Genomic DNA, 23,763 nt, shown 5'->3' with positions numbered 1-23,763 from the left:
GTTAAATTGGAGGTTAGGTATGGACGGAAATAACGAAGAAAGAAAAGTCTGGGGCATTCATACTCAGAACGATAGCCTTTTCCTGAATAAAGACTTAATCGCAATTGGGTGGAGAGATTTTGGTGATCTTTCAAAGGTCGAGGCAAACCGAGATGCTTTTAAGGCTCATTATATAGAGGCTTACCCGGATGCTAAGAAAGGCCAAATTGCAAATGGTGCCGGTATGCTCTACAGGTTTATCCATGAGGTGCAGATCGGCGATTATGTGGTATTTCCGTCCAAAACTGATAGGAAGATAAATATTGGAACGGTTGAAGGTGATTACTTCTTTGAAGACAATGACGGCGAGTATGTACAGCGTAGAAAAGTAAAGTGGCTCAAGCATATACCACGTCTCAGCTTTTCGCAGGGTGCGTTATATGAAGTCGGTTCTGCGATGTCTTTCTTTTCAGTGAAGAATTATGCTGACGAGTTTTTATCAGCACTTGATAAGGACTTCAAGAAAACAATAACAGCTGAAGATTCAGAGGATGAAAGTGTCGGGGCGACCGCAGAGGATATCGTTGAAAGTACAAAGGACTTTATTCTAAAAGAGCTGAGTCGCCAGCTGAAAGGGTATGATCTGGAAGCGTTTGTGGCTGACCTGCTTCGGGCGATGGGGTACCGGACAACCGTATCTCCACAGGGTGGTGACAGCGGCATTGATATCACAGCATATAAGGATGAGCTGCCTCCTCGTATTCTTGTGCAGGTTAAGAGCCAAGACAGTGACATTAAAGAAACCACCATACAGTCCCTCAAAGGCGCAATGCGCGAGGGTGATTATGGTTTGTTCGTTACGCTTTCCAATTACACGAAAAATGCCCAGAAGTATCTGGATAGCACGCCAATCATCCGAGGCATAAACGGAACGGAGCTGGTCGACCTTATTCTCAAGTACTATGAAGAATTAAGTGAGAAATACAGAAAGATGATCCCGCTGAAAATGGTATATATCCCTGTACCCAAAACTGATGAATGAATGGTGTGAAGCTGCTATAACATAGGCGTTATTAAGTTGAGGCGATGGGATTTCGGACTTGTTCCCTCAGAGCATAGACTTGAGACGGTCGGCAAAGTATGCCCGGTTCCATATTATAAGTAGGGACAACCACATCGACCTGTTTCCGCATACGAGCGCGGTCGAAAAAATGGCTATTTTGAGGTCGAAAAAAGCCATTGATATATTCCCGCGAACGAACGGCTCAATCCGGCGGAGTGTTGACATCAATCTGGAGCAATCGAGCCATGTGGAGACAGTATGTCTTTTATCCCGCAAAATGGTCTAGTACATCTGCGTCCCGTTTGTGACAAAGGAATGGAGGGCACCTCTCGTGGTAAGGAAGCTGCCAGCCCATTTTCTTGAAAATCAGGGATATTACGATAAGCGAGGTAAAGAGTAATGGCAGATAATTCAAGTTTGGGGTCGGCAAGAAAGGCCAAGAACGACGAGTTCTACACCCAGTACAGCGACATAGAGGCGGAAATGAACGCCTACGTGGAATACGACCCGGACGTGTTCAGGGGCAAGACGATACTGTTGCCGTGCGATGACCCGGAGTGGTCGAACTTCACGAAGTACTTTGCGGCGAACTTCACGCGATTGGGACTGAAGAAGCTGATTTCAACGTCGTACGCCAAAGGGGCGGGCAACCGGCAGATGACCCCTTTCGAGTTGAACTCCCCGCTTTATGACGAGGAGAAGCACAAGACACATGGCAAGTTGTTCACGCTGACGAGCGACACAGACGGCGATGGCACTGTGGATACGGATGACATCGAGTTTTCCGGATATCTTGAGGGCGACGGCGACTTCAGAAGCAAAGAGGTCAAGAAGCTGCGTGATGAAGCGGACATCATCATCACCAACCCGCCGTTTTCCTTGTTTAGGGAGTTCCTGGCGTGGATTCTTGAAGCAGACAAGAAGTTCGTAATTCTGGGAAACATGAACGCCATCACGTATAAAGAGGTTTTCCCGTATCTACAAGACAATACGATGTGGCTTGGTTACAAGTCTCTGAATCAAGACATGTATTTCAATGTTACGGACGACTACAAGCAATGGCTTCTCGAAAACAAGAAAGAAGGCTCTGCTTACAAGGTAATTGATGGCGTAGTAATGGGACGTTTGGCTTCTGCGTGCTGGTTTACGAACGTTGACCATGGAAAACGCCATGAGAAGCTAGTGCTCGATACCATGGCGCATAATCTCAAGTTTAATAAGAAGCTGAGGAAGAAACTTGAGAAGGACTACGGCAAGGTAGAGTACCCGCACTACGACAACTACGATGCCATAGAAGTGCCGTTCACTGAGTGTATACCGTCTGACTATGACGGGGTGATGGGCGTCCCCATCACGTTCATGGATAAGTACAACCCTGAGCAGTTCGAGATAGTCGCGTTCCGCAAGGGCGATGACGGCAAAGACCTAGTCTTCACGAGAGAGAGAGAGAGAGAGAGTACAACCGTACTTTCGCATCCTTGTACAACGTCGATTCCGGGGATGATAAAGAACGCCGAAGGAAAGATAAATGGGCGGCTTACCTACGCGAGAATAACAATCATCCACAAAAGACTCCCGTAGAGGTCATCTTTCCTTTGGCCACCAATTTACAAAACGGGTTGATAAACGACTGTACAGTTAAAGGAAAGAAAACTTATGTGAGGATGTTGGTTAGAAAAAGATACGGAGTTAATTGATTATGAAAACGACACTTGTGACCGACTGGACGGTTGGTGATATATGCAAGGGATTCATATACGATAAGAACGAGGGTAAGGGCCTGTTTGGCCTTGACGGCAAGCTCGTCATACAGCCCGAGTACCAGAGGAACTATATCTATGGTGATGGCAAGAAGGACGTCGCTGTCGTGGATTCCCTGCTTAAGGGATACCCGCTCGGCCTCATCTACTTCGTGAGGAACGCGGATGGCATGTATGAGGTCCTCGACGGACAGCAGCGCATCACGTCGTTCGCGAGGTTCGTGAACCAGTCATGGCCCTTTGCTGTGGAACGCGACGGCAAGCCGAAGTACTTCAACAGCCTTGCCAAGGACGAGCAGGACAAGATTACGGCCACGCGCCTGACTATCTATGTTTGCGAGGGCACGCCCTCTGAGATAGAGGCGTGGTTCGAGACAATCAATATTGCTGGTGTTCCGCTCGTCAAGCAGGAGCTTCGCAACGCGGCGTATCACGGCAGCTTCGTGAACCTTGCCAAGGAGGTGTTCTCGAACAGCACCAACTCGAAGATGAGTATGTGGCAGACATACATCAGCGGCGACCCAAAGCGTCAGGCCGTGCTGGAGACGGCGCTCGACTGGGTGAGTGATGGGCAGATTGACGACTACATGGCCAAGCACCGCAACGACGAGGACATCAGGCAGCTGACGGATCACTTTGATACCGTCATTGACTGGGTGGATTCCGTGTTCGATTATACGGGCAGTGAGATGTGCGGCCAGGATTGGGGGGCTCTGTACAAGAAGTACCACCAGAAGGCGTACACGAAGGCAAGCGTCACCGCGCGCGTGAATGCCCTCCTGGACGACTCGCAGGTCACCAACAAGCGAGGCATCTTCGAGTACGTCCTTGGAGGCGAGACGGACAAGATGCTCCTCAACGTGCGCGTATTCGACCAGAAGACCAAGCAGCGCGTTTACGACCGGCAGACGAGAGAGGCCGAGGTGAAGGGCGTGTCGAACTGTCCTCTTTGTGCCCTTGGCGATGGCAACAACGCGAAGCGTATCTATAAGCTGAACGAGATGGACGCCGACCATGTGACGGCATGGAGCCACGGCGGTTCCACCGACGAGTCGAACTGTCAGATGCTCTGCAAGACGCACAACCGGGCGAAAGGCAACAAATAATAGCCGGACATGAATAGTTGAAAGCGGGCGCTTTAGAGCATCAACGCCAACGCAGACGTCCGTTATGTCATGATCTTCAAGCCGTCACGTTTCTGGCGTAACGCGGCTCATTACTGATACTTTTATTCATCAACAACAGATCAGTCGGAGGTGGTTTCCCAAAAGGAGTATGGGAAAGCATTCCGCAAGAACTGTCTGGCACCTGAATATCAGTATCACTGGATTAGCCCCCTCCCGATATTCACGGCTGCAAATACACTGAAATAGATCAAGAATAAAAGGTTTCCTTAACCAGCCGATACCACCGCACCCAGCATAATCCCTAATTAATGTGACTGCGAGTCGCTTCAATGAGGCTGCTGTAATCTAATCTCTTCCCTTTTACAGCAAAAGCCATCAAAACCCGAAACGAGGCTGTAAGCTGTGTCGCATGAGGACAGAGGAGAACGAACCGGGTTCGCCCTACATTTCGCAAATCCCCAAGGGGTATTTTGAAGCCAAAGAGGACATCCATGCACCTTTGGTGAAACCCGAGGGATCTTGGCGCGCCGCAGTCACTCTCGCAGAGATCGGTTTCTATGCCGCCTGGTTCGGGCCGATTCAAGTCCTGTTGGGTCTCCAAGCAGCCTTCATCGCTCCCTCGGATAAGGAACTGGTTCTTTCCCTTGTCACCGGTTTTGGCGCTTTCGTGTCGATGGTCTCCAATCCTTTCTTCGGAGCCTTGTCTGACCACACTACTTCCCGCTACGGCAGGCGCGCCCCCTGGGTTTTGGGCGGAACCCTCATCGGGGTCTTCGGCCTGGTTTTCCTAGCGGCTTCTTGGTCGGTTTGGGCCATGGTTCTCTCCTGGGCGCTCGTCCAAGCAGGAGTAAATGCCGCCTTCGCGGCCCTTTCAGCCACACTCAATGACCGCATCGTAGTGGAGAGACGCGGGGAGATGAGTGGCTGGATGGCGGCTGGCCAGAATCTGGGGGCCCTCGCGGGAACCGGTGTGGCGGTGGCGGCGGGAGGAATCGTCATAGGGTACGTGGCCTGTATCACCCTGCTTTGCGTGTCGGTCATTCCTTACCTGTGGCGCTCCCGCGACCGCTACGTCTCTCACCGAGACGAGTCCTACCGCATGACGAAATTCCTTTCTCGGTTTTGGATTTCTCCGCGGAACTATCCGGATTTCTTCTGGGCTTGGTTTGTGCGACTCATGGTGCTTACCCCATTTGGAATTATCACCCTCTACCTGCTGTATTACCTCATGGATGTGGTTCACCACCCGAATCCGCAATACGGCGTATTGATTCTTTCGGGGATTTTTACCGGCTTGACCGTGGTGATTTCGGTCATGGCTGGACTCATCTCCGACTATCAAGGCAAGCGCAAACCCCTCATCATTGTCTCCGGTATCCTCATGGCCGTGTCTGCCCTGATTCTGGCATTCTTTCACAGTTGGGAAGCCGCACTGGTGTCCTCGATTTTCCTCGGGGTGGGTCACGGCTGTTTCATTCCCGTCCACTTCGCCCTGACGACCCAGGTTTTGCCGCCCTCGGATGACACCGGTCGAGACCTGGGAATTTTCAATACCGCCGCCGCACTCCCCCAAGTGATTTCCCCAATTTTGGCGATGACGAGTCTCGGTTTAGTGAGCAACCACGACACCGGTTATTCGATTCTTTTCGGGGTTTGCGCGGCTTGGTTTGTTCTTGGCGCTGTCGCCATTCTCAGAGTGAAATCAGTGAAATAGGACAGACCATGGCTCTGAATCCCCTTGTTCCCACCCTCCCCCTCCAAGACCGCGCGGGAGGAACCATCCCCCAGCTCGGTTTCGGAACCTACAAGGTCGCGCCCGCCTCGGCTCAAGAAATCGTCGAAACCGCGCTCGAAGTGGGGTATCGCCATATCGATACCGCTCAGATGTACGGCAACGAGGCGGAAGTTGGAGCGGCGCTTTCAGCCAGCGGGATTCCTCGCGGGGAACTGTTTTTGACGACAAAGCTCAATAATCCGAACCACGCGGAAGCCGATGCGAGGAGGACCTTCGCGGAGTCCCTGGAGCGGCTCCGCGTTGACTATGTGGATTTGTTTTTGATCCACTGGCCGATGCCGGAGTCCTATGGCGGGAGTTTTCCGAATTTGTGGCGCTTAATGTTGGAGTTTCGCGACGCTGGGCTCGCCCGTCACGTTGGAGTGTCGAATTTCCAGGTGTCGCACCTGGAACGGCTTCTTGATGAGGTTGGCGAGTTTCCCGCGGTGAACCAGGTAGAGGTTCACCCCTGGTTCACTAACGATGCCGTCAGGGAGTTCAGCAAAGCGCATGGCGCGGTCATCGAGGCCTGGTCGCCGCTGGCTCGCGGGAGATTCTTCGATTCTCCGCAGTTGCTGGAGACTGCCGAGCGCTTGGGCAGCACCCCGGCCCAGGTTGTGCTGCGCTGGGCTCTGGATCGCGGCGACGTGGTTATCCCGAAGTCGAATCACCGCTCGCGTATGGAAGAAAACTTCGCGGTTTTGAGTCTCTGCCTTGATGAAGAGGCTCGCGCTGCCCTAGATTCACTCGACCGCGGCGAAGCCGGACGCACCGGCTCCCACCCGGACCGCGTCAACTAGGCTCACTCGAAGCGCAGGGCTTCGATGGGGTCGAGTTTCGCCGCTTTCGAGGCCGGATAGTAGCCGAAGAAAACCCCAATCCCGACGGAGAACGCCAGGGCGAAGATCACCGCGCCGAGCGGCGGAATCGCGTCCACGCTCATGGCTTTGCCTCCCAGGAATCCCGCCAAACCACCAAACAGCACGCCAAGAAGACCACCGAGAAGACACACCATCATTGCCTCAATAAGGAACTGGGTTTTAATGTTTCTGCGGGTGGCTCCGAGAGCTTTACGAATCCCGATCTCGCGGGTTCTCTCAGTTACGGAGACTAGCATAATGTTCATCACTCCGATGCCGCCAACCAGCAAGCTCAAACCAGCAATAATTGATAAACCTATAGAGATTGCTCCGAAAACCTGTTTGATGCTTTCCATGGATTGCTCCATGGATTGAATCATTACCCCGTATTGACTTTGTTCCCAATGCGAATCCATGTATCGTTGGAGTTTCGATTGAAACTTGTCCATATCAGTTCCAGGCTGAGGACGCACAATAGCATACATATTATTTTCGTCGGCATAGCCTGTAACGTCTTCGCCTAAAGGATAAGGGAAAAAAAAGGAGTCTTCGTTGCCTGCCCCCATATTGCCCAACAGAGCACCTGCAGCCCCCTGTGCCTGAACCTCCTTGTAAACTCCCACAATCTGAAAACTCATGTCATTAGCGTCAGTGGAGTATTCAAAACTTTGACCCACCGCCGTCTCGGGCCCTCCTGGGAACAGGTCTTTAGCCATCTTTTCAGAGATGACGGCAACGGCTTCTCCTCCATCGGCTTCTTCGGCGCTGAAAGATCTTCCCGCAATCATTTCCTTGTTGGAACCGACCAGGAAATCCTGGTTAGCGCCGGTTGAGTCGGCATTGGTGTCTTTCCCTTTGGCGGTAGCTGTTCCCGAAGTCCCAGAGGTTTGGATCGAGACTCCCTCGATTTCATCGGGAAAATCGGCACGCATCTGATTGACAAAATCCATCGTGATGTAGTCGCTGTCAGTCATTTCCGCCCACTGATTCGCGGAGTCTTCCTCGTCTGCCTCATCGTCTCCGTCTGAAGTGTCACTAGAGTCAGAAACTTGGGCTCCTGAGGTGGAGGCCTGCATCTGTTGAATGTTCTGTTTACTGTCAACCATGAGATAAAGATCTTGTCCGCCCAAGCCGGACAGCGACTTGGTGACCGAGTTAGTGATTCCCGAAGACAGCGCCAGAATCGTCACGACTGCCGCGATCCCGATAATGATGCCGAGCAAAGTCAAAAGAGCCCGCATCTTGTTCGCCCACAGGCCGGTCAAGGCTAGGCGCAGGTTTTCACCAAGCGTCATTGTGTGTCTCCCCTATCTGTCGCCGCGATGAGGCCATCGCGCATATGGAGAATCCGCTCAGTTTGCTCCGCCAACTCGGGGTTGTGAGTGATGAGAACAATGGTTTTCCCCTGTTCGCGGTGCAACTTGTGAAACAGACCCATCACGAGCAGCCCCGTCTCCGTGTCAAGCGCACCGGTAGGCTCATCAGCCAAGATAATATCCGGATCATTAGCCATCGCCCGCGCAATCGCGACACGCTGCTTTTGCCCACCGGAGAGCTCATTGGGCTGGTGGTGGGCGCGGTCTGCCACCCCGACAAGCTCGAGAAGCTCCGCGGCTCTAGCCCGCCGTTCCGTGCGTCCCACCCCGGCATACATCATCGGCAGTTCCACGTTTTTCTGGGCATCCGTGCGGCCCACGAGGTTGAAATTCTGGAACACGAATCCGATAGATAGCGAGCGCAACAAGGCCATATCATCGTCATCGGCTTCGCCCATATCCTGTCCGGCAAGATAATACTGCCCCTCCGTGGGGCGATCCAGCAAGCCGATAATGTTCATCAAAGTGGATTTACCCGAACCGGAAGATCCCACGATAGAGACGAATTCCCCCGGGTAGATCGCGAGGTCAAAGCCCTTCAAAACCGTGAGTTCATGGTCGGTTCCCTCAAAGAAGCGCTTCACGATTCCTTGCATATTGATGACCGGTTGGCTCTTGGTGGCCTCCCCTGGGGAATGAACCGGCGCGGATGTTTGGAGATTAGTAGCCGAGGGTCCCACCGGGCATCTCCATTTCTCCGTGAATCGGGGTATCAACAAAATGCGGGCTGCCTTCACCTACGAGTTGAATATAGTCAGTCGCATTGTTGAGGACATTCAGTCCCTCTTCCAGGCCGTCTCCGCTGATAGCAGCCGTTCCGGAGGCCTCCACCAAAACCTTCACCTGGATTTCACGGATTTTCGGTTTATTCTCCTCAACCCCGTCCACGACGAGAATCGACTTTGGCCACTCAACGTTGTCTCCGGCTTTCTCATCAGGCACGAAGCTCGGGGAATCCACCAAAGCGCTGGAAGGAACCGTGAGAACTCCGCGCTGTCCCTCGGTAACTGCCTTGGCTTTTACGGAAGACCCGAGCCGTAGCCCGTCCAAGTCTCCCGTAACCTTGATTTCGACGGGGAACGTCACCCCTCCTCCAGAGGAGTCGCCCCCGCTCGGACCGGCGTTAGCGTCCGAGACTGGCGCGGCGACGGTGGCGGCGGGAGACACAAAGGCAATCACCCCGGTAAATTCTTTGTCGCCAGTAGCCGGAGTCGTGAAATGAACCTCATTGCCGAGCTTCAGTTTCGCGACGTCCTTTTCTTTGACCGCAGTGGAGATCACCAAGTTGTTGTCATCTTCCACTACCGCAATCGCGCCTTCCGCAGCGGCTCCGACCTTGACACCGACCGAAGTCACAATGCCGTTAATGGGGGAAGTGACCGTGGCGGAGTTGATTTCGGTGCGCAGTTTCGAAATGGCCTGTCCGGTCTCCGCGGTTCCCCCGGCTTGTTGGGCGGCGCGAAGCGCCCGAATGTTGGCATTATTTTGTGTATTGGCGGCTATTTGAGCCTGTTGAAGACTCACTTTCGCCTCGGCAATACCGTCTTGAGCCTTGTTGACCGCATCACGTGCCTCAGCGAGCTGCTTGTCGATTGCTTTCAGCGCTTGGCGAGCTTGCCGACGCGCGAGACCAAGATTCTCTTTGACCTGCTGAAGTTTCAGATTAGCGGCCTTGGATTCAGAATAGGTTCCATCGTAGCTATCTTTAGCCGCGCCCACGCTGGCCTCACCTTGCTCCACAGCGGCTTGCAAACTGATGACTTCTCCGTTCAAGGCAGCGATTTCCTCTTCCAGGGCAGCCTTCGCATCCGGGTCGGTAGTGCTTTTTAGTAGCTCAACTTTTTGAGCCAAAGAACGCTGAGTTGAGGCCAGATCGGCGCGGTCGCCCTCCAGTTTCATCGCCTCCGTAGAACGCAGTTTGTCGGCATCTTTCAGGGCAGCATCGATACGGGCTTTATCCAGCTTGGTGTTTTCCAGCTCTTGGTAGGCCTGACGCAAAGCCTGGTCTTGCTCCAAGACAGATTGCAAAGTGCCGTCACGCTTTTGTTGAGCCATCGAGTTGAGGTTTACCACCGCTTTTTGATATTCGGATTCAGCGTTTTTCACCGCGTTTTGAGCGGCAATAATCTCGGGATTCATCCCGTTTATGAGGGCATTGTTGAAGTTTTGGTAAGTTTCTTGCGCTTCCGCAATCGCGTTTTGTTTCGTAACCTGGGCATCTTGGGCGCTGGCCTGTTGCGAAGCCAGATTCTGTTGCAGTTCAGAGGTATCGAGCTGGGCAATCCGCTGGCCAGTTTGAACCCGATCCCCCGCTTTCACGTCCAAGGCCTGGACTTTTGAACTCACGGTGGAGAACAGCGTCACGGATTGGGCGCTTTGCAGCGTGCCTTTGAGAGTGACCGACTTGATGACATCGTCTTTCATGACCTGCGTCACGTCTCCGCGATAGATCGCCTCGGGATCCACCGGCGGCTGCGCCATGGCCTGCAGCTTGCCGACGCCCCAGAGAATGAGGCCAATAATGATGGCGATGATTATGACCGCAATGATGATTTTCTTCCTGCGCTTTTTATTTTTGCCCTTGAGATTCGTCTTCTTCTTGAATAGACCCGCCTTGGTCTGATTCGTTCCCGCTGGGGTAACTGGAACCCGGAAAACCTGGGTATCTGGCTTGGGGTCAACGGGCGAAGTCTGGGGGTTCGCATCCGGCTGAACGCTGTCCGCGCCAGGCTTGGAATCGGGCGTCACCGGTGTGGCAGGGGGCGTCACCGGTGTAATTTTCACTTCATCGCTCAAGGGGAATCCTTTCATTCATATTCAGAATAAAGGAGCCGGTTCGGCGTCGCTATCGGGGAAACCCCTGATTTTTACCCTTACTAAAGTTTTTCAGTATCCGGGTTTGACAAATCCTAGTGAAATCCGCGGGACGGAAACCTTGTCTCCGCCTGGCGAGCGCCTAACTCTTACGATTTTTGAATTTATTGCCTTATTAGGCAATAAATTCAAAAATCGTAGTTCGAAGGCAGGCGGCTCATCACTCACGGCGAGTGACGAGTCTCTCCCGAGTGAGACCCACCACCCAGGCGCCGCCCAACATTAACAGCGCAAAACCGCCCAGCCATGCCAAAATCTCGGAGGGAATGACAAGACGACGCCACTGTTCGGTGGAAACCACCCGCATCCAGGAAACGAGATAATACGCCGCAGGAATTCCGGCAAGCCCCAATCCGCTAGCGCTGAGAACCACCACAGCCCGATACATACTGAAATTTCGCAAGAACCGCGGGCGAGCGCCGACTGCTTCGAGGGTTGCGAGCTCACCGCGGGTCGAGGCTTTGGCTAGAACCAAGGACACCATCACAATCACCCAGGCCGCAGCTATAAGCACGAGGTACGCCCCGATTTGAGTAAGCGACATCTGCCCGTGATTGTAGAGCACCAACTCGTTCACGGCGCTGTCCACTTGTCGCTCGTTCAAATCGGCGGCGAGAGGATTCTTGGCGTTGTTCTCCCAGATCTCCCCGGCAAGACGCCGTTCAGGAAGCCCCATCATCTTTGCCGCCGACTCGGAGACAGTGACTTGAGAAGTCCAATAAGGCACCAAGGCACCGGGAAAACTCCACTCTTTGCCACCATAGGCCAGAGTCACTTTGCCATCATCTAGCAGCCACGCTGCGTTAACCACAACCCCACCGTGAGCCAGAATTTTTTCGGCGCGCGCTGCCGCTACGGGGTCTTTACCGGCGGCGTTCACTCCCCCGGGTTCAACCAACGAAATCTGGACGTCAATCCAGCCTCCGCCGCTCAGACCCGGAATTTGAGACTGCTCCGAACATTCGAAAGGAGCGGAAGCTTTGATGGTGGATTCTATAGTAGGCGCTTGGTTTTCCGGGCAAGTATGCACCATCTTGGGATAAACATAGTTCGGATTTGCCGAAACATAGCCGGGTTTGGGCTGAGGGGTGGGCGAGCGTTGGGATTCCGATCCTGGATACGTTTCATTCGTTTCAACGCTACTGACAGCGTGGTTTTCTCCGACAATCTCGCCCTCCCCTTCGCCAGGTTCTTTCCCACTAGGCCAATCGAAACCGTAAATCCGAAAACGGTCTGACCTACCCAGGCCGACCGCGGCAGCCGCCTTGTCAAAGGCCAATGCATCGAGGGTGTTACTGAAGGGATTTCGCATCGTAACCGAGGCTGCCTTGCCCTCCACCAAGGGATAATAGGCATCCCTACTGGAGCTTCGCATGGACGCTACAAACACTGGCACCGCCACGAGCGCCAGTACGCAAAGCATCACGGCAATTGCTCCCGGGGTGGATCGTTCCGGGAAGCTCGCGACATCACCAAAACCGAGCCGAGCCGGAAGCGGAAGACGGGAACCTCGGCGGGCGGCAAGCGCAACCAGGGGACGTACCAAAATCACCAGGCCGGCGAGGAACAAACCGACCGCGGGGAACAGCAACAGAGCCTGCGGCGGAAATTCCCCAGAACCTGACGGTTTAACCCCAACAAGGGAGGCAAAACCCAAAGCTGCCGCGCCGAGCAACAAGCCGAAACCGACCACTATCCGCGAAGCTCTAACCCGAGGTGACGTAGCAGCAGGACGCAGTGCTGCCACGGGGCTCAGCTTAGAGACCGTGCGGGCAGGTGGGAGTGCGGCAAGAAAGCACGCCAAGATGCACACCAAAAGAGCCAACGCAGGGACTTGCCAGTTGAAGACTTCCTGAGGTGGGTCTGGGAACTTCTTTGCAAGCAAGAACAAAGATGCCCCGGTTCCGATTACCGCACCAATGAGTCCCCCTGCAAGACCAAGCGCTACACCTTGAAAACTCACGACACGGTACAAGTCGCGCTCACGCGCGCCACCGGCGGCGAATATGGCGAGAAAACGACGTTGTTCCAAGGCACTGGTGGCAATCGCCGGGGTAAGGGTCGCGAGCAAAAGAAGCCCACCGCTGACAAAGAATCCCGCAAAGACGATGAACTCACGCATCATTCCCGTCCAATTCAGAGCCAAGGGATAACGCTCGGAGGCAGCGGGCGGGTTTTCCAACACCGCCCGAGAGATAGCCCAGCTTTGAATAGCGTTGAGTTTCTTAACCTCATTCCACGTCAAGGTGTCATCACCGAGCATCAAAAAATGTCGGTTGAGTCCAAGGTTTTGTTTCTCGAAAGCCGCGGCGAACCAGCCGTCAAGGCTCCAAGTATCCGCGCCAGGAGTAAGCCCGACGACCCGAAATGCTGCCGAAGTTCCCGCCGCAACCTTACTGATCATCCCCTCCTCGCTCATCCAGCCGAGGTCTGGCGGGGCGTTGAGAGTGAGGATATCCCCAACATCAACGCCGATGGTTTTCGCCAGTTCCGTCCCGACGACGATTTCTTGATTCGATTTCGGCAATCTTCCCGCTTCAAGTTCTCGGTTCATCACCAGAGGCAGGATTGCGCTTGGTGCTTCGTAAAGATGCGTGTTAGCAAGGTTTCCCAGGGAATCAGTTCCGAGGTTGCCAGGGTTTCCTCCCGCCACTGCCAGCAGCTTGTCAGAAACATAGTAGGGGTAAATTGGTTGGTTGGTTTGGATTACTTTGCGGATTTCCGGCGCCGTGGCCGCACCTTTTTCGCCACTTACGAAGGGCATTCCACCGTATCCAGTAAGGTCTTGAGCGAGCGGCACGGTGGCATCAATGGCCAAGGTGGTGATATCGGCTTGCACCCCAGGCGGGAGTTTTCTCAAGGCAGCGTTTACCCCGTCAGGAGTAGCAAACAATGCGCTTTGGGCAATAACCAATCCTGCGGTGGCTCCTGCAATCAGAACCAAAGCAGCGATGGTGCGCAAACGATGTCGAGCCATGTCACCATGGGCGAGCCGACGCGCCGCACGCCACGAGCCAAGCCAGCGAGTAACGCCTCTCGCGAGACTGAGCATGGGTCTGCTCGCACAGGCACGGATGGAGCGGTCAAGCGCAAAGGGAGCGAGATCGCTAGTCGATTCGCCAAGACGCCTGGGAATTCCTCTATGCTCATTCATGGTTCTCACTCGCAGCTATTTCTTCGGATTCGAGGCGATCCAAGTCATAAAAAGTTGAGGCGACTCCATCGATAATCCGCCCATCACGCAAGAACACGGTACGGTCAGCCCAAGCAGCGAAACGTGATTCGTGAGTGACCATCAGCACTGCGGTTCCCCGATCAGCGCGGGCGCGAAGTGCACGGATGGTTGCTTCCCCGGTAGTCGAATCCAAGGCGCCCGTTGGCTCATCAGCAAGCAGGAACTGTCTTTCTCCTACTACGGCCCGGGCAATCGCGACCCGCTGAGCTTGTCCACCGGATAATTCGGTCGGGTAGCGACCTTCCAAGTCAGCGACTCCGAGGTCTTCAAGCGCTTTAAGAGCCTCTCGGCGAGCCACGCCCGGTCGCATCCCACCAAGTTCCAAAGGAAGACTCACATTCGTACTCACGTCGATCCCAGGCAAAAGGTTGTAATCCTGAAACACAAAACCGAGAAAGACTCGTCGTAAGTCTGCGCGCTTATTGCGGTTCATTCCCCCAAGGTTTGTCCCGCCAATAATCACCGTGCCTTTGGTCGGCAAATCGAGAGCCCCGGCGAGATTCAACAGGGTGGATTTGCCGCAACCCGAGGGCCCCATAATGGCAATGAATTCCCCGGGATTTACGGTGAGACTCACGTTATCCAAGGCATGAACAGCGTTTACCCCGGAGCCATAGATTTTGCTTACGTTTTCAAGGATGAGTACCGGCGGAGTTTCCATCTTCAAGCTTCACTTCCCTTTTTAGCGCTTGCCTTGGCCGGCACAAAGATGGCTCTAGGCCCGCGAGCTCCGACCCGGGAAAGAATCCCAGCAATATCGGATTGGTCAAGGGAACTCAACCGTCCCTCAACGTGGTCAAGCCAGCGCAGTTCCGCTTCGATTTGGAAAATCCGAAAATCCAAGGTGAGAGACCAGGCGATATCCCTTTCCACTGGTGTTTCTGCGGATTCGTCGCGTTTCAGCATCGTAATGTCGTGCAGGGTCGACATAGTGGCGCTTCGCTGCCTGCTGATAATGCTCACCAATCTCCCTGGATTCGTGAGCGCCGCCATCGCAAGCTTAATCACAAGCTCATCGCGAGCCGGATGGGTGCGTGAAACTGGCGCAGCCCACCAACCGTTGAGTTCTTCTCTACCCATACTCGTGATTGACCAGGTATCGTCGTGTTCCACCAGTCCGTCTCGTTCAAGGCGAGCCAATGTTTGCGAAACCTGTCCGTCATTTAGCGGCCAAGAATGGTCTGTGGCTTCTTCGAATCCCACCCGCAACTGATAGGCAGTATTGGGACCCAGATTCAACAGAGCCAGCAGGGCATGTTTGACAGACATCTTTGACCTCCGTACAGTTTACTTACTCAGTAAGTATATACCTAGTAAGTAGGGGGAAGCAATGCGTTTACAGACTTTAAAAAAGTTATCCACAATTTGAGAAAATTTGATTTCGCCTCGTTTGCCGACTTGAGAAAAATCAGCTCATGGAACAAGACTTGGGAATTTATAGTGTCAAACAACTGCACGAGGCGGGTTATGACCGTCGCGCCTTGGATAAACTTGTCAGCGTCGAAAGACTCACCCGAGCCAAACGCGGATGGTATGTCACGCCGAATCCGAACCCCGAAGCGTTGCATGCTCTCAAACTTGGCGGGAGGCTAGGATGCATCTCCGCAGGTAATGCCGCGGGGCTGTTCATTCCGCCCACGGAAAAGCACCGGCTTCATGTTATTCTTCCCGAACATTTTTCGCTTCCCCAAGCAGATGCCTGCTTTCATCGTTCGTCCGCACTCCCCGATGGCATTTGCTTTCCGATTGAGGACAGCCTCCGTCAGGTTCTTGCCCATCACGACCCGGAAACGGCACTGATTCTTTTGGAATCTGCGGTGGCTAAGAAGAAAATTACCTACGATTTTGGTTGGTCCCTCATCCGGGAGTTACCCAGGTATAAGCAACTTCCGCTCAAATTTTTCGATTGCGGGGCTCAATCCGGAAGTGAAACCCGGACACGGTTGTTCTTCCAAAGGCGCAAAGTTCCAGTAAAAACCCAGCAGTTTATCCGTGGAGTAGGATGGGTCGACATGATTGCAGGAAATTCCTTGGTTGTCGAGTGTGATTCCCAGGCTTATCACACATCGGACTATAACTACCACGAAGACAGGAAGCGAGATTTGGAAGCCGATTATTTTGGTTATGACGTGATTAGGCTCAGTTTCGCCCAAATCTGGTATCAATGGGAGGACACTCAACTGCGGTTGTCCGAGCGGCTAAAAAGTCGTCGGCATCGCTACGGTCTCCGGTTGGGCGCCTAACTCTTACGATTTTTGAATTTATTGCCTTATTAGGCAATAAATTCAAAAATCGTAGTTTGGAGGCGGAGCAGTCCGACAGAAGATGGAGCTCAGGACTCAATTCTCGTCAAAGACTCCGGAGTCTTCGCCACTAGGAACCTAGGACATCCCGCAAGATCCGGACGGGTGACGGGGTTTTCGAGACCAAGTTCACGAGCGGCTTCAACCAGCGCTTCACCTTGGGTTTCGCCGTGTTCCATCACGATGGTGGCGCCGGGGGTGGCAAGAGCAACGGCAGAGACCAGGAACCGGCGCGGGATCTCTAGGCCATCCGGTCCTCCCCCGTAAAGCGCCGCGGGCGGGTCGGCGCTCGCCTCCGGCTGGGTAACGGCCTCAATCACGTAAGGCGGGTTAGTCGCAAAGACATGGAATGCAGCAAGGGACATCTCGGATCTCAAAGCCTCGCGCAGTGCTTCCGGCTGGGTGGCATCCGCCAAAATGACTCTCGCCGGAACTCCCACGAATTTCGCGTTTTCTTCCGTTAATTCCACCGCTGCTGGGGAAATATCCACCGCAGTCAACAGGGTCTGCGGCACTTCGGAAACCACCGAGAGTCCCAACGCTCCTGACCCACAACCAAGATCCAAAACCCGAGGCGAAACTCCGCGAGCCACCCATTCGCGGGCAGCGTCTATCGCCGCTTCGGCGACCATCTCGGTTTCTGGGCGCGCTACGAAAACTCCAGAGCGAGCATGCAGGGTCAAGTGCCGGAAGTACATGATGCCCATAACGTGCTGGAGCGGCACGCGCCGCGCCCGCTGGCCGACAAGGGAAAAGAACTCCTGCCATTTCTCGGAATCCATCCGCTCGCTAGAGCCGGGGCGGTGGCCCAGCACGTGCTCGGCGAGCAGGGTCGCCTCGCCGCGGGCATTGCCAATCCCCGCCTCGCTAAGCACGAAGGCGGCATCGTTAATCGCGGTGCGAACCGCGGCATTTTCTGGGATTTTCATGTGATTCCTAGTCGCTACGCCGTTGGTATCTCACTACACTCCAATGGGTCAAACCTTTTGACTACAAACGGCTTTGCCGGGGGTCGAACCCTTTGGCTTCGGTGCTCACGCAACTACGCCAAGAGGTCTAACCCACCAGCGAAGCCTTGCCCCAGAGCTCTGACACGCGCTGGTTACTCATTAGCAAAACCGTCCCCAACTCTCCGCTATTTCTCACCGATGGAGGCGAGGCGGGCTGCCTCGTCGGCGTCGATGCAGGACTGGATAACGGGCGCGAGATCCCCATTCAGAACCGCATCGAGATTGTAGGCTTTATAACCCGTGCGGTGATCCGCAATGCGATTTTCCGGGAAGTTATAAGTGCGAATGCGCTCCGAACGGTCCACGGTTCTGACTTGGGAGGCGCGTGCCTCCGCCGCTTCCGCGTCGCGTTTTTCCTGCTCCAACTGCATCAAGCGCGAACGCAACACGCGCATACCCGCCTCTTTGTTCTGTAACTGAGACTTCTCGTTTTGCATCGAAACCACCATACCGGTGGGAATGTGAGTGATGCGCACCGCCGAGTCGGTCGTGTTCACGGATTGTCCACCCGGCCCAGATGAACGGTAGACGTCGATTCGCAAGTCGTTCGGGTCAATCTCAATGTCCCCGGTTTCTTCGGCCTCCGGCATCACCAAAACACCGGCAGCCGAAGTGTGGATGCGGCCCTGGGACTCGGTGACCGGCACACGCTGCACGCGATGCACGCCACCCTCGTATTTGAGGTGCGCCCACACGCCTTCCTCCGGAGAGGGGTTCCCCTTCGCCTTGAACGCAATCGAAGCATCCTTCACCCCACCGAGATCGGACTCGGTCAAACCCAGAACTTGGACGTTCCAGCCCATTTTTTCCGCGTAGTGCTCGTACATACGCATGAGGTCACCAGCGAACAAAGCGGATTCCTCCCCGCCCTCTCCGGCCTTGATTTCCATAATCACGTCGCGGGCATCATCGGGGTCGCGCGGAGTCAAGACCTCGATTAATGCCGCGTGAGCGGCCTCGTAAGTCTCTTCCATCGCCGGAAGCTCCGCGGCGAAATCCTCGTCTTCCGCAGCCATTTCTTTGCCGGCCTCGAGGTCTTCCACAGCCTGCAAGTATGCCTTCGCCGCGGCGTTCACCCGCCCGAGCTCCGCGTAACGACGTCCCACTTTGCGGGCGCGTGCCTGGTTGGAATGCAGGTTGGGATCGCTCATCTCCTTTTCCACAGACTTGTATTCCTCAAGCAGGGCTTCAACACCTGAGAATTCTTCTGGGAAGTCGGTCATTTGTTGCTCCTCTATTTTTTACTAAATAAATACAAAGGTGCCGACTGGGAACCCCAGTCGGCACCTTAAATCAAGCTATTTTGCGGAAGCCTTCGCGGCCTTCTTCTTGGCCTCGTTGAATTTCGCGTAGCGCTGCTCGAAACGAGCGACGCGACCGCCGGTATCAAGAATCTTCTGCTTGCCGGTGTAGAACGGGTGGCAAGCCGAGCACACGTCCACGCGCATCTGGCCGGATGGGATGGTCGAATGGGTGGTAAAGCTGTTGCCGCAAGTGCAGGTCACCTCGGTCAACACGTAGTCAGGATGGATATCCTTCTTCATTTTTTCTCCTAGGGTTTCAAAGGGCTCTGGGTCCATTGAGCCAATCTCGCAGGTGAACCAGAAAACCGAGAAACTATTATGCCATAGCCGCTTACTTTTAGCGAATTTTTCACTACAGGTTCTCGGAGAGCCGAATCGGTCTAAATCTGAAAATTTAGTTATGATAAATCCAGGAAGAGTGAGGGAGAAATGTCTGAAAACCTAACCCCGCAATTGGAAATCCGCGGTATCGTCAAGCCGAAACGGCGCTGGCCAGCAGTGCTAGCCGTATCAGCTGTAGTTTTAGCCGGAGGTCTGACCACGGGCGGATTCGCCTACGCCACCCACTATCAGAATCTGGCCCTACCCAATACGGTTATCGGAGGGACTAAAGTTGGGGGGCTGACCCCGCAGGAAGTCAGCAAAAAGCTGCAAGACAATTGTGAAAATTTGAAAGTCAAGTTTAGCGGCGCAGCCACCGGCAGTTTCTCCTTGGCGGAGTTGGGATTAAACTGTGACGTCCCAGCCACCACCGCCGCGGTGATGACAGCGAACGACAATCTCCGGGGTGTGTTGGCCTCCACGTTGGTGGAACGGCGGGTTGAGGCCAAATTCACCCTTGATGAATCGAAAGCCACCGCGGCCGCGAGGAAACTCAGTGCCGGCACTCCCGGTTCCGTTTCCGACCCCAGTTTGACCTTTGACGGCGCCACTGGACAATTCACTGTCACCGCCGGCGCTCCCGGACAAGGAATTGACCCGAAGCAAGTCAGCGCGGCTGCGGTAGAAACTTGGAAACAACAGCAAGACGGCTCCACTAAGGTTGAGTTCACTGAAGTCCAGCCGCTTGCTCCCGCTCCGGAACTCGGCCAGTGGGCTGAGACCGCGAATGGGCTCATCTCCCCGCGGGTATACCTTATCGGGCGCGGGATTGGCCACGTTATTGAACCCACTGAAAAAGCCCAGTGGATAGAGATAACCGAAAATGGGCCGACCATCAACCAAGCACAGGTGCTATCTTGGTTGAAGACTTTTACCGACGAGTTTGTGGATGTCAAAGCGGACGCGGGGGAACGCCAGTTCACTAAGGACGGCAAGCTCCTCACTATGACCAAAATGGCTTGGAACTCCAAACTGGTTTCCAATAACGCCGAGATCGCCCAGGGAATCACAGAGTCGCTGAACTCCGGAAAGAGTTTCCGCGGCGTGTTTACCATGGAAACTAAAGAGGGCTCCTATAACGACCAAAGACTCGACACCGACCTTCCCACGCCCCCGTACTCCCCCAAGGCGCAGGAAGTGTGGGTCAGCGTGGACCTCACCAACCATACTACGACTGCTTGGAAAGGGAACCAAGTGATTTGGGGACCGGTAGCGGTAGTGCACGGTTCTATCCCCTCTCCCACTTATCCCGGGATTTTCCATATTCAGTCCAAGTGGGAGACGAACCGGATGCGCGGTGAAGGCTGGGACGGAGAATACGACGTGTGGTCACCTTGGACCATGTATTACTCCGGTTCCTATGCGATTCACGGCGCCGCTTCTCGTGCAAATTGGGTGCAAACCAACTACGGAGGCTCCCACGGTTGCGTCAACATGAAACCTGCGGAGGCCGCTGAGCTCTACCAGCTCGTGGAAGTGGGAACCACCGTAGTTATTCACCGCGGCGGAAAGCTCTGAAATGTCCTACCGCCCCACACACTTACCGGTTCAACATGGGAAAAACTCGACCTCCGCTTGGGGGGCGATGGTTGCCGTGCTGGGAGCGTTAATGCTGGTTGTGGGCGGTAGTTGGTATGCCTTCGGCTACGAACCCCAGTGGTCTAAGGAGGCGGCGGCCCAAATCCAGAACTCCAGGTTGGAGGCCTGTAATCAAAAGGTAACCCTGCGGATCGGGGCGGACGCGGCTTTCGTGGCGGAGCCTCGGCTCGTGTGTTCCTGGTTGAAGCCGGTTCCGGCTCCTGCCAAGCCTTTTCCCGGGGAGATTCCTACCCCGAAATTCGATTCGGCTAAGATTTCTCGCTGGGTTCAAGATGGCGTGAAAATGGTTGAGAAGGCGCCGGTGACGGGCAATCGCGAGGTTGACAATACCGGCGCCTTGGTGAAACTCGTGTCCGATCCGGTTCCGGGGGTGGAAGTGGCGGATGCCGAGGTGGCCATTGCTGACATTAAACGCGACCTGGAAGCCCCTCAGGGCGCCACCGCTGGTACCGACAGCACTGTCTTCGCTAAATCTAAGACCACCGCCAAGGGCTCCCCTGATGCCACTGTTGGCCCCGCTTCCGCAGACCCTCGCAATGTCGAAGCCACTTTGGAAACTTCCCCCGCCAACGCCACTTTCAAGGACACCGTAGTCACGGCTCCTGCGCTTTCCTACCAGCCGCAAAGCACGGAGAAGTGGGTGGATGTCAACCTCACGAACCACACAGCTACCGGCTACGAGGGCACCAAGAAAGTGATTGGGCCGGTGGCCATGGTTGACGGACACACGCTCAACCCCACAGTTCAGGGCGTCTTTAAGGTCTACGCCAAAGTCCCGCACCAGGTGATGCGTGGCGTGGGCTGGGATGGAGACTACGCTGAGGATGTTCCCTGGATCGCGTATTTCGATGGCAACTACGCCCTCCACGGGGCTCCCTCGAGAACCAGTTTCGTCTATGACCCCAACCGTGGCTCCCACGGTTGCGTGAATCTTCCTGTTGACGTGGCAAAGACTTTTTATGACTGGGTTGAAAACGGGACGACGGTTGTGAGTCACCTCTAGGGTTCAACAAGGGATATCTCGGCTCGTCGCGCTTTTCGTGACAGGCGCATTGCCACGGGGCAAAGTGAGCCGGTCAAATCCCGTATTTAGGAGCTGAAACCGCAGCCAACTTTTGGGAGATATTCGCTTCCCTCGAGGCCTCATTGTTGAACTCGAGGTCGCGACGCAGGACCAAAACGGCCGCGATGAAACGCTCCGGATCGGTTCGAGGTGGCGGCGGAGGATAAACCGCGAGCTCGAGCTGGGAGGCAATCTTCAAGGCGGCGTCTCGCCTGGCCACGGCTTCCATCCGGCCCGCGGCCTGGAGGAAACGTCGCGCCATGATGGAAAGGGAGGCGTCGATTTCTCCCACTCGCGCCCCGCTCGCCCAAGCGGACAGTTCCGGTGCCAGCAGCAAGGGCTGGCGGGAGTTGATGCTGGGCTCCGTGATGACGTAGGTGCCGGCGAAAAGGTCACCGAGCCTCTTGGAGCGGCGGCTAAAGAAAGCGGTCAGAATCGCCACCGATCCCAGGGTGATCCACAGTTCGGCCACCCCGAGGAGAGCCCGAATAAAGGCGTGGCGGAAAGTGATGGGGCCGCCGTCATCGCGAACCACTCGAGTTCCGGCCACGAATTTTCCGAGCGTGCGCCCTTTCGTGAGGGTTTCGATAAGCATCGGGAAGAAAAAGGCCCAAAATGCGAAGAGTACCGAGATGAAGGTACTGACTTGGGCCTCGTTTTTCAGGGGCAGGGAATCTGCGGGACCAAAAGTGAAAAATAAAATCACAATTTCTGCAGTAAAAACGCCACCAACCAGGGCCGTGAGAGCATCGATTGTTCCTGAAATGACGCGCAAAAATAGGGATGCCGGCTGTACCAGCAAGGCGATAGCCTCTCCGGTAACAACGACATCCGGACGTATCTTCTCCCCGCGAAAATTTTCCATATAAGGATAAATTATCATTATGGACATTGATGCGTACAGTGCAAGACACCGCTCCCAGTGGGATCGGCTCGAAACTTTAAACCGTAAACGGCGGCTGAGTGGCGAAGAAGTCGACGAGCTGGTGGGGCTTTACCAGAGAACTAGCTCGGATTTAGCAACCTTGACTTCGACAGCCGCCGACCCCGACTTGGTCATAGAGCTTACCCATATCGTGCAAAACGCGCGGGGGCGCATCAACGGGACGCGGGGCGGAGCAGTAAAGTCCGTGGGATATTTTTTCACCGTCACTTTGCCCCTCGCGATTTATCGTCTCGGGCCGGTCTTTCTCGCCACCATGTTGTTTTCGCTTTTCATTGCGGTTTTCGTGGGGTTTTGGGTCTATAACCATCCCGAGATTATGTCCGCCCAAGGCAGCGATCTCGAGTTACAGCAATATGCCCAAGAAGCCTTTGCTGCCTACTATTCAAACTATCCTGCGCCGGACTTTATGGCCCAGGTCTGGACGCATAACGCCACCATTGCAGTGATTATGGTGGCGACTTTCTTCACCGGCGTCTATCCGATTTACCTGCTGGTTCAAAACTTCGCCATGGTTGGCTTCGCGGGGGCAGTGATGGCTAAATACGGGGATATTGGGGTGTTTTTTGGGCTGATTACGCCGCATGGAATTCTGGAGTTGTCCTGCATTATTTTTGCTACTGCCGTAGCGGTGCGCATGTTTTGGGGGATTTTGGTTCCGGGACCCCGGACTCGCGTGGAGGCCTTCGCGGCTCTAGGACGGGAGATTTTGCCGGTGGCTATTGGGCTCATCATTCTCCTCGCCATCTCCGGAGTGGAAGAAGCTTTCTTGACGCCCTCGCCTTTGCTACCGGCAGTGAAAGTGTTTATCGCAGTGGTGGTCTATGCGCTGCTAGCGGCATGGGTAGTAGTGTGGGGGCGCCGCGCAAAGGCCCTCGGTCTCACCGGCGACCTCGCCGCCGACCAGGCCGGCTACGTTGCATGAAAATTGTCCCAGTCGCGCTCAGTAACCGTTCTCAGTTAGCCAGCGAGGCGGATCTAGACTTGACGGGCGCGGCGCCGCGGCAAAGCCGCACCAGCGCCGCGTCACAGCGCGAAGCCGTTAAAAAACGTTCCAGTGGAACGTTTTAGGCGAAGCACCTTGAAAGCCGCGCCAGCGGCTTAAATTGTCG

At 54.8% G+C, this 23,763-nt stretch carries 19 protein-coding genes; 9 read left to right on the top strand and 10 right to left on the bottom strand.

The genetic code is table 11. The annotated features are described in order from the left end of the window. Nucleotides 1-19 precede the first annotated feature (19 nt). The 5 genes from FYJ63_RS05980 to FYJ63_RS05960 all read left to right on the top strand — a co-directional run bounded on the left by FYJ63_RS05980 (nt 20) and on the right by FYJ63_RS05960 (nt 6,503). On the top strand, nt 20-1,021 hold the full coding sequence (locus FYJ63_RS05980; protein ID WP_154544777.1) for a restriction endonuclease: 1,002 nt from the start codon (nt 20-22) through the stop codon (nt 1,019-1,021). A gap of 420 nt (nt 1,022-1,441) precedes the next feature. After that, entirely contained in the window at nt 1,442-2,623 is a 1,182-nt protein-coding gene (locus tag FYJ63_RS05975) for an adenine-specific methyltransferase EcoRI family protein (protein ID WP_154544775.1), read from the top strand. Between the two features lie 133 nt (nt 2,624-2,756). Then, the gene (locus tag FYJ63_RS05970) at nt 2,757-3,908 is read left to right on the top strand and encodes an HNH endonuclease family protein (RefSeq protein WP_277028567.1); all 1,152 of its coding nucleotides are present in this window, start codon (nt 2,757-2,759) and stop codon (nt 3,906-3,908) included. Between the two features lie 430 nt (nt 3,909-4,338). Beyond that, entirely contained in the window at nt 4,339-5,643 is a 1,305-nt protein-coding gene (locus tag FYJ63_RS05965) for an MFS transporter (protein ID WP_154544773.1), read from the top strand. Nucleotides 5,644-5,651: 8 nt separating this feature from the next. Beyond that, nucleotides 5,652-6,503 carry an aldo/keto reductase gene (locus FYJ63_RS05960; protein ID WP_154544771.1) on the top strand — a complete coding sequence of 284 codons (852 nt, stop codon included), beginning with the start codon at nt 5,652-5,654 and terminating at the stop codon, nt 6,501-6,503. A 2-nt stretch (nt 6,504-6,505) separates the two neighbouring features. On the opposite strand, the gene FYJ63_RS05955 is transcribed toward FYJ63_RS05960, so the two are convergent. The 6 genes from FYJ63_RS05955 to FYJ63_RS05930 form a co-directional block, all read right to left on the bottom strand. Continuing rightward, nucleotides 6,506-7,858 carry an ABC transporter permease gene (locus FYJ63_RS05955; protein WP_154544769.1) on the bottom strand — a complete coding sequence of 451 codons (1,353 nt, stop codon included), beginning with the start codon at nt 7,856-7,858 and terminating at the stop codon, nt 6,506-6,508. Continuing rightward, the gene (locus FYJ63_RS05950; protein WP_338106851.1) at nt 7,855-8,619 is read right to left on the bottom strand and encodes an ABC transporter ATP-binding protein; all 765 of its coding nucleotides are present in this window, start codon (nt 8,617-8,619) and stop codon (nt 7,855-7,857) included. Before FYJ63_RS05950 ends, FYJ63_RS05955 begins: the two co-directional genes overlap by 4 nt. Next, the gene (locus FYJ63_RS05945; protein ID WP_195839349.1) at nt 8,600-10,735 is read right to left on the bottom strand and encodes an efflux RND transporter periplasmic adaptor subunit; all 2,136 of its coding nucleotides are present in this window, start codon (nt 10,733-10,735) and stop codon (nt 8,600-8,602) included. The genes FYJ63_RS05950 and FYJ63_RS05945 overlap by 20 nt, the downstream gene beginning before the upstream one ends. A gap of 238 nt (nt 10,736-10,973) precedes the next feature. Then, on the bottom strand, nt 10,974-13,967 hold the full coding sequence (locus FYJ63_RS05940) for an FtsX-like permease family protein (protein ID WP_154544765.1): 2,994 nt from the start codon (nt 13,965-13,967) through the stop codon (nt 10,974-10,976). After that, on the bottom strand, nt 13,960-14,709 hold the full coding sequence (locus tag FYJ63_RS05935; protein ID WP_154544890.1) for an ABC transporter ATP-binding protein: 750 nt from the start codon (nt 14,707-14,709) through the stop codon (nt 13,960-13,962). The genes FYJ63_RS05940 and FYJ63_RS05935 overlap by 8 nt, the downstream gene beginning before the upstream one ends. Before the next feature lie 2 nt (nt 14,710-14,711). Further along, nucleotides 14,712-15,317: a PadR family transcriptional regulator gene (locus tag FYJ63_RS05930; RefSeq protein WP_154544762.1), complete on the bottom strand. Its 606-nt coding sequence runs from the start codon at nt 15,315-15,317 to the stop codon at nt 14,712-14,714. A gap of 146 nt (nt 15,318-15,463) precedes the next feature. On the opposite strand from FYJ63_RS05930, the gene FYJ63_RS05925 reads away from it, so the two are divergent. Then, entirely contained in the window at nt 15,464-16,291 is an 828-nt protein-coding gene (locus FYJ63_RS05925) for a type IV toxin-antitoxin system AbiEi family antitoxin domain-containing protein (protein ID WP_154544760.1), read from the top strand. A gap of 89 nt (nt 16,292-16,380) precedes the next feature. Here the strand turns inward: FYJ63_RS05925 and FYJ63_RS05920 are convergent, their stop codons facing one another. From FYJ63_RS05920 to rpmE, 3 genes are all read right to left on the bottom strand, one after another. After that, nucleotides 16,381-17,280: a N5-glutamine methyltransferase family protein gene (locus tag FYJ63_RS05920; RefSeq protein ID WP_154544758.1), complete on the bottom strand. Its 900-nt coding sequence runs from the start codon at nt 17,278-17,280 to the stop codon at nt 16,381-16,383. Between the two features lie 206 nt (nt 17,281-17,486). After that, entirely contained in the window at nt 17,487-18,584 is a 1,098-nt protein-coding gene (gene prfA / locus FYJ63_RS05915; RefSeq protein WP_154544756.1) for a peptide chain release factor 1, read from the bottom strand. Nucleotides 18,585-18,659: 75 nt separating this feature from the next. Beyond that, nucleotides 18,660-18,905 (bottom strand): 50S ribosomal protein L31, encoded by a 246-nt coding sequence (gene rpmE, locus FYJ63_RS05910; protein WP_154544754.1) that lies wholly within the window; start codon nt 18,903-18,905, stop codon nt 18,660-18,662. Nucleotides 18,906-19,094: 189 nt separating this feature from the next. Between rpmE and FYJ63_RS05905 the strand changes: the two genes are divergently transcribed. Then, nucleotides 19,095-20,564: a L,D-transpeptidase gene (locus tag FYJ63_RS05905; protein ID WP_154544752.1), complete on the top strand. Its 1,470-nt coding sequence runs from the start codon at nt 19,095-19,097 to the stop codon at nt 20,562-20,564. Between the two features lies 1 nt (nt 20,565). Next, nucleotides 20,566-21,648, top strand: a complete 1,083-nt coding sequence (locus FYJ63_RS05900; RefSeq protein ID WP_154544750.1) for a L,D-transpeptidase — start codon at nt 20,566-20,568, stop codon at nt 21,646-21,648. A gap of 73 nt (nt 21,649-21,721) precedes the next feature. Here the strand turns inward: FYJ63_RS05900 and FYJ63_RS05895 are convergent, their stop codons facing one another. Then, complete coding sequence (locus FYJ63_RS05895; protein WP_154544748.1) at nt 21,722-22,573, bottom strand: RDD family protein; 852 nt, start codon at nt 22,571-22,573, stop codon at nt 21,722-21,724. Nucleotides 22,574-22,592: 19 nt separating this feature from the next. Between FYJ63_RS05895 and FYJ63_RS05890 the strand changes: the two genes are divergently transcribed. Continuing rightward, a complete protein-coding gene (locus FYJ63_RS05890; RefSeq protein ID WP_154544746.1) occupies nt 22,593-23,576 on the top strand; it encodes a stage II sporulation protein M in 984 nt (327 codons plus the stop codon). Nucleotides 23,577-23,763: the final 187 nt, after the last annotated feature.

The organism is Mobiluncus porci (assembly GCF_009695935.1).
Classification (GTDB): domain Bacteria; phylum Actinomycetota; class Actinomycetes; order Actinomycetales; family Actinomycetaceae; genus Mobiluncus; species Mobiluncus porci.
This window is presented reverse-complemented; position numbering and strand designations above follow the sequence as displayed.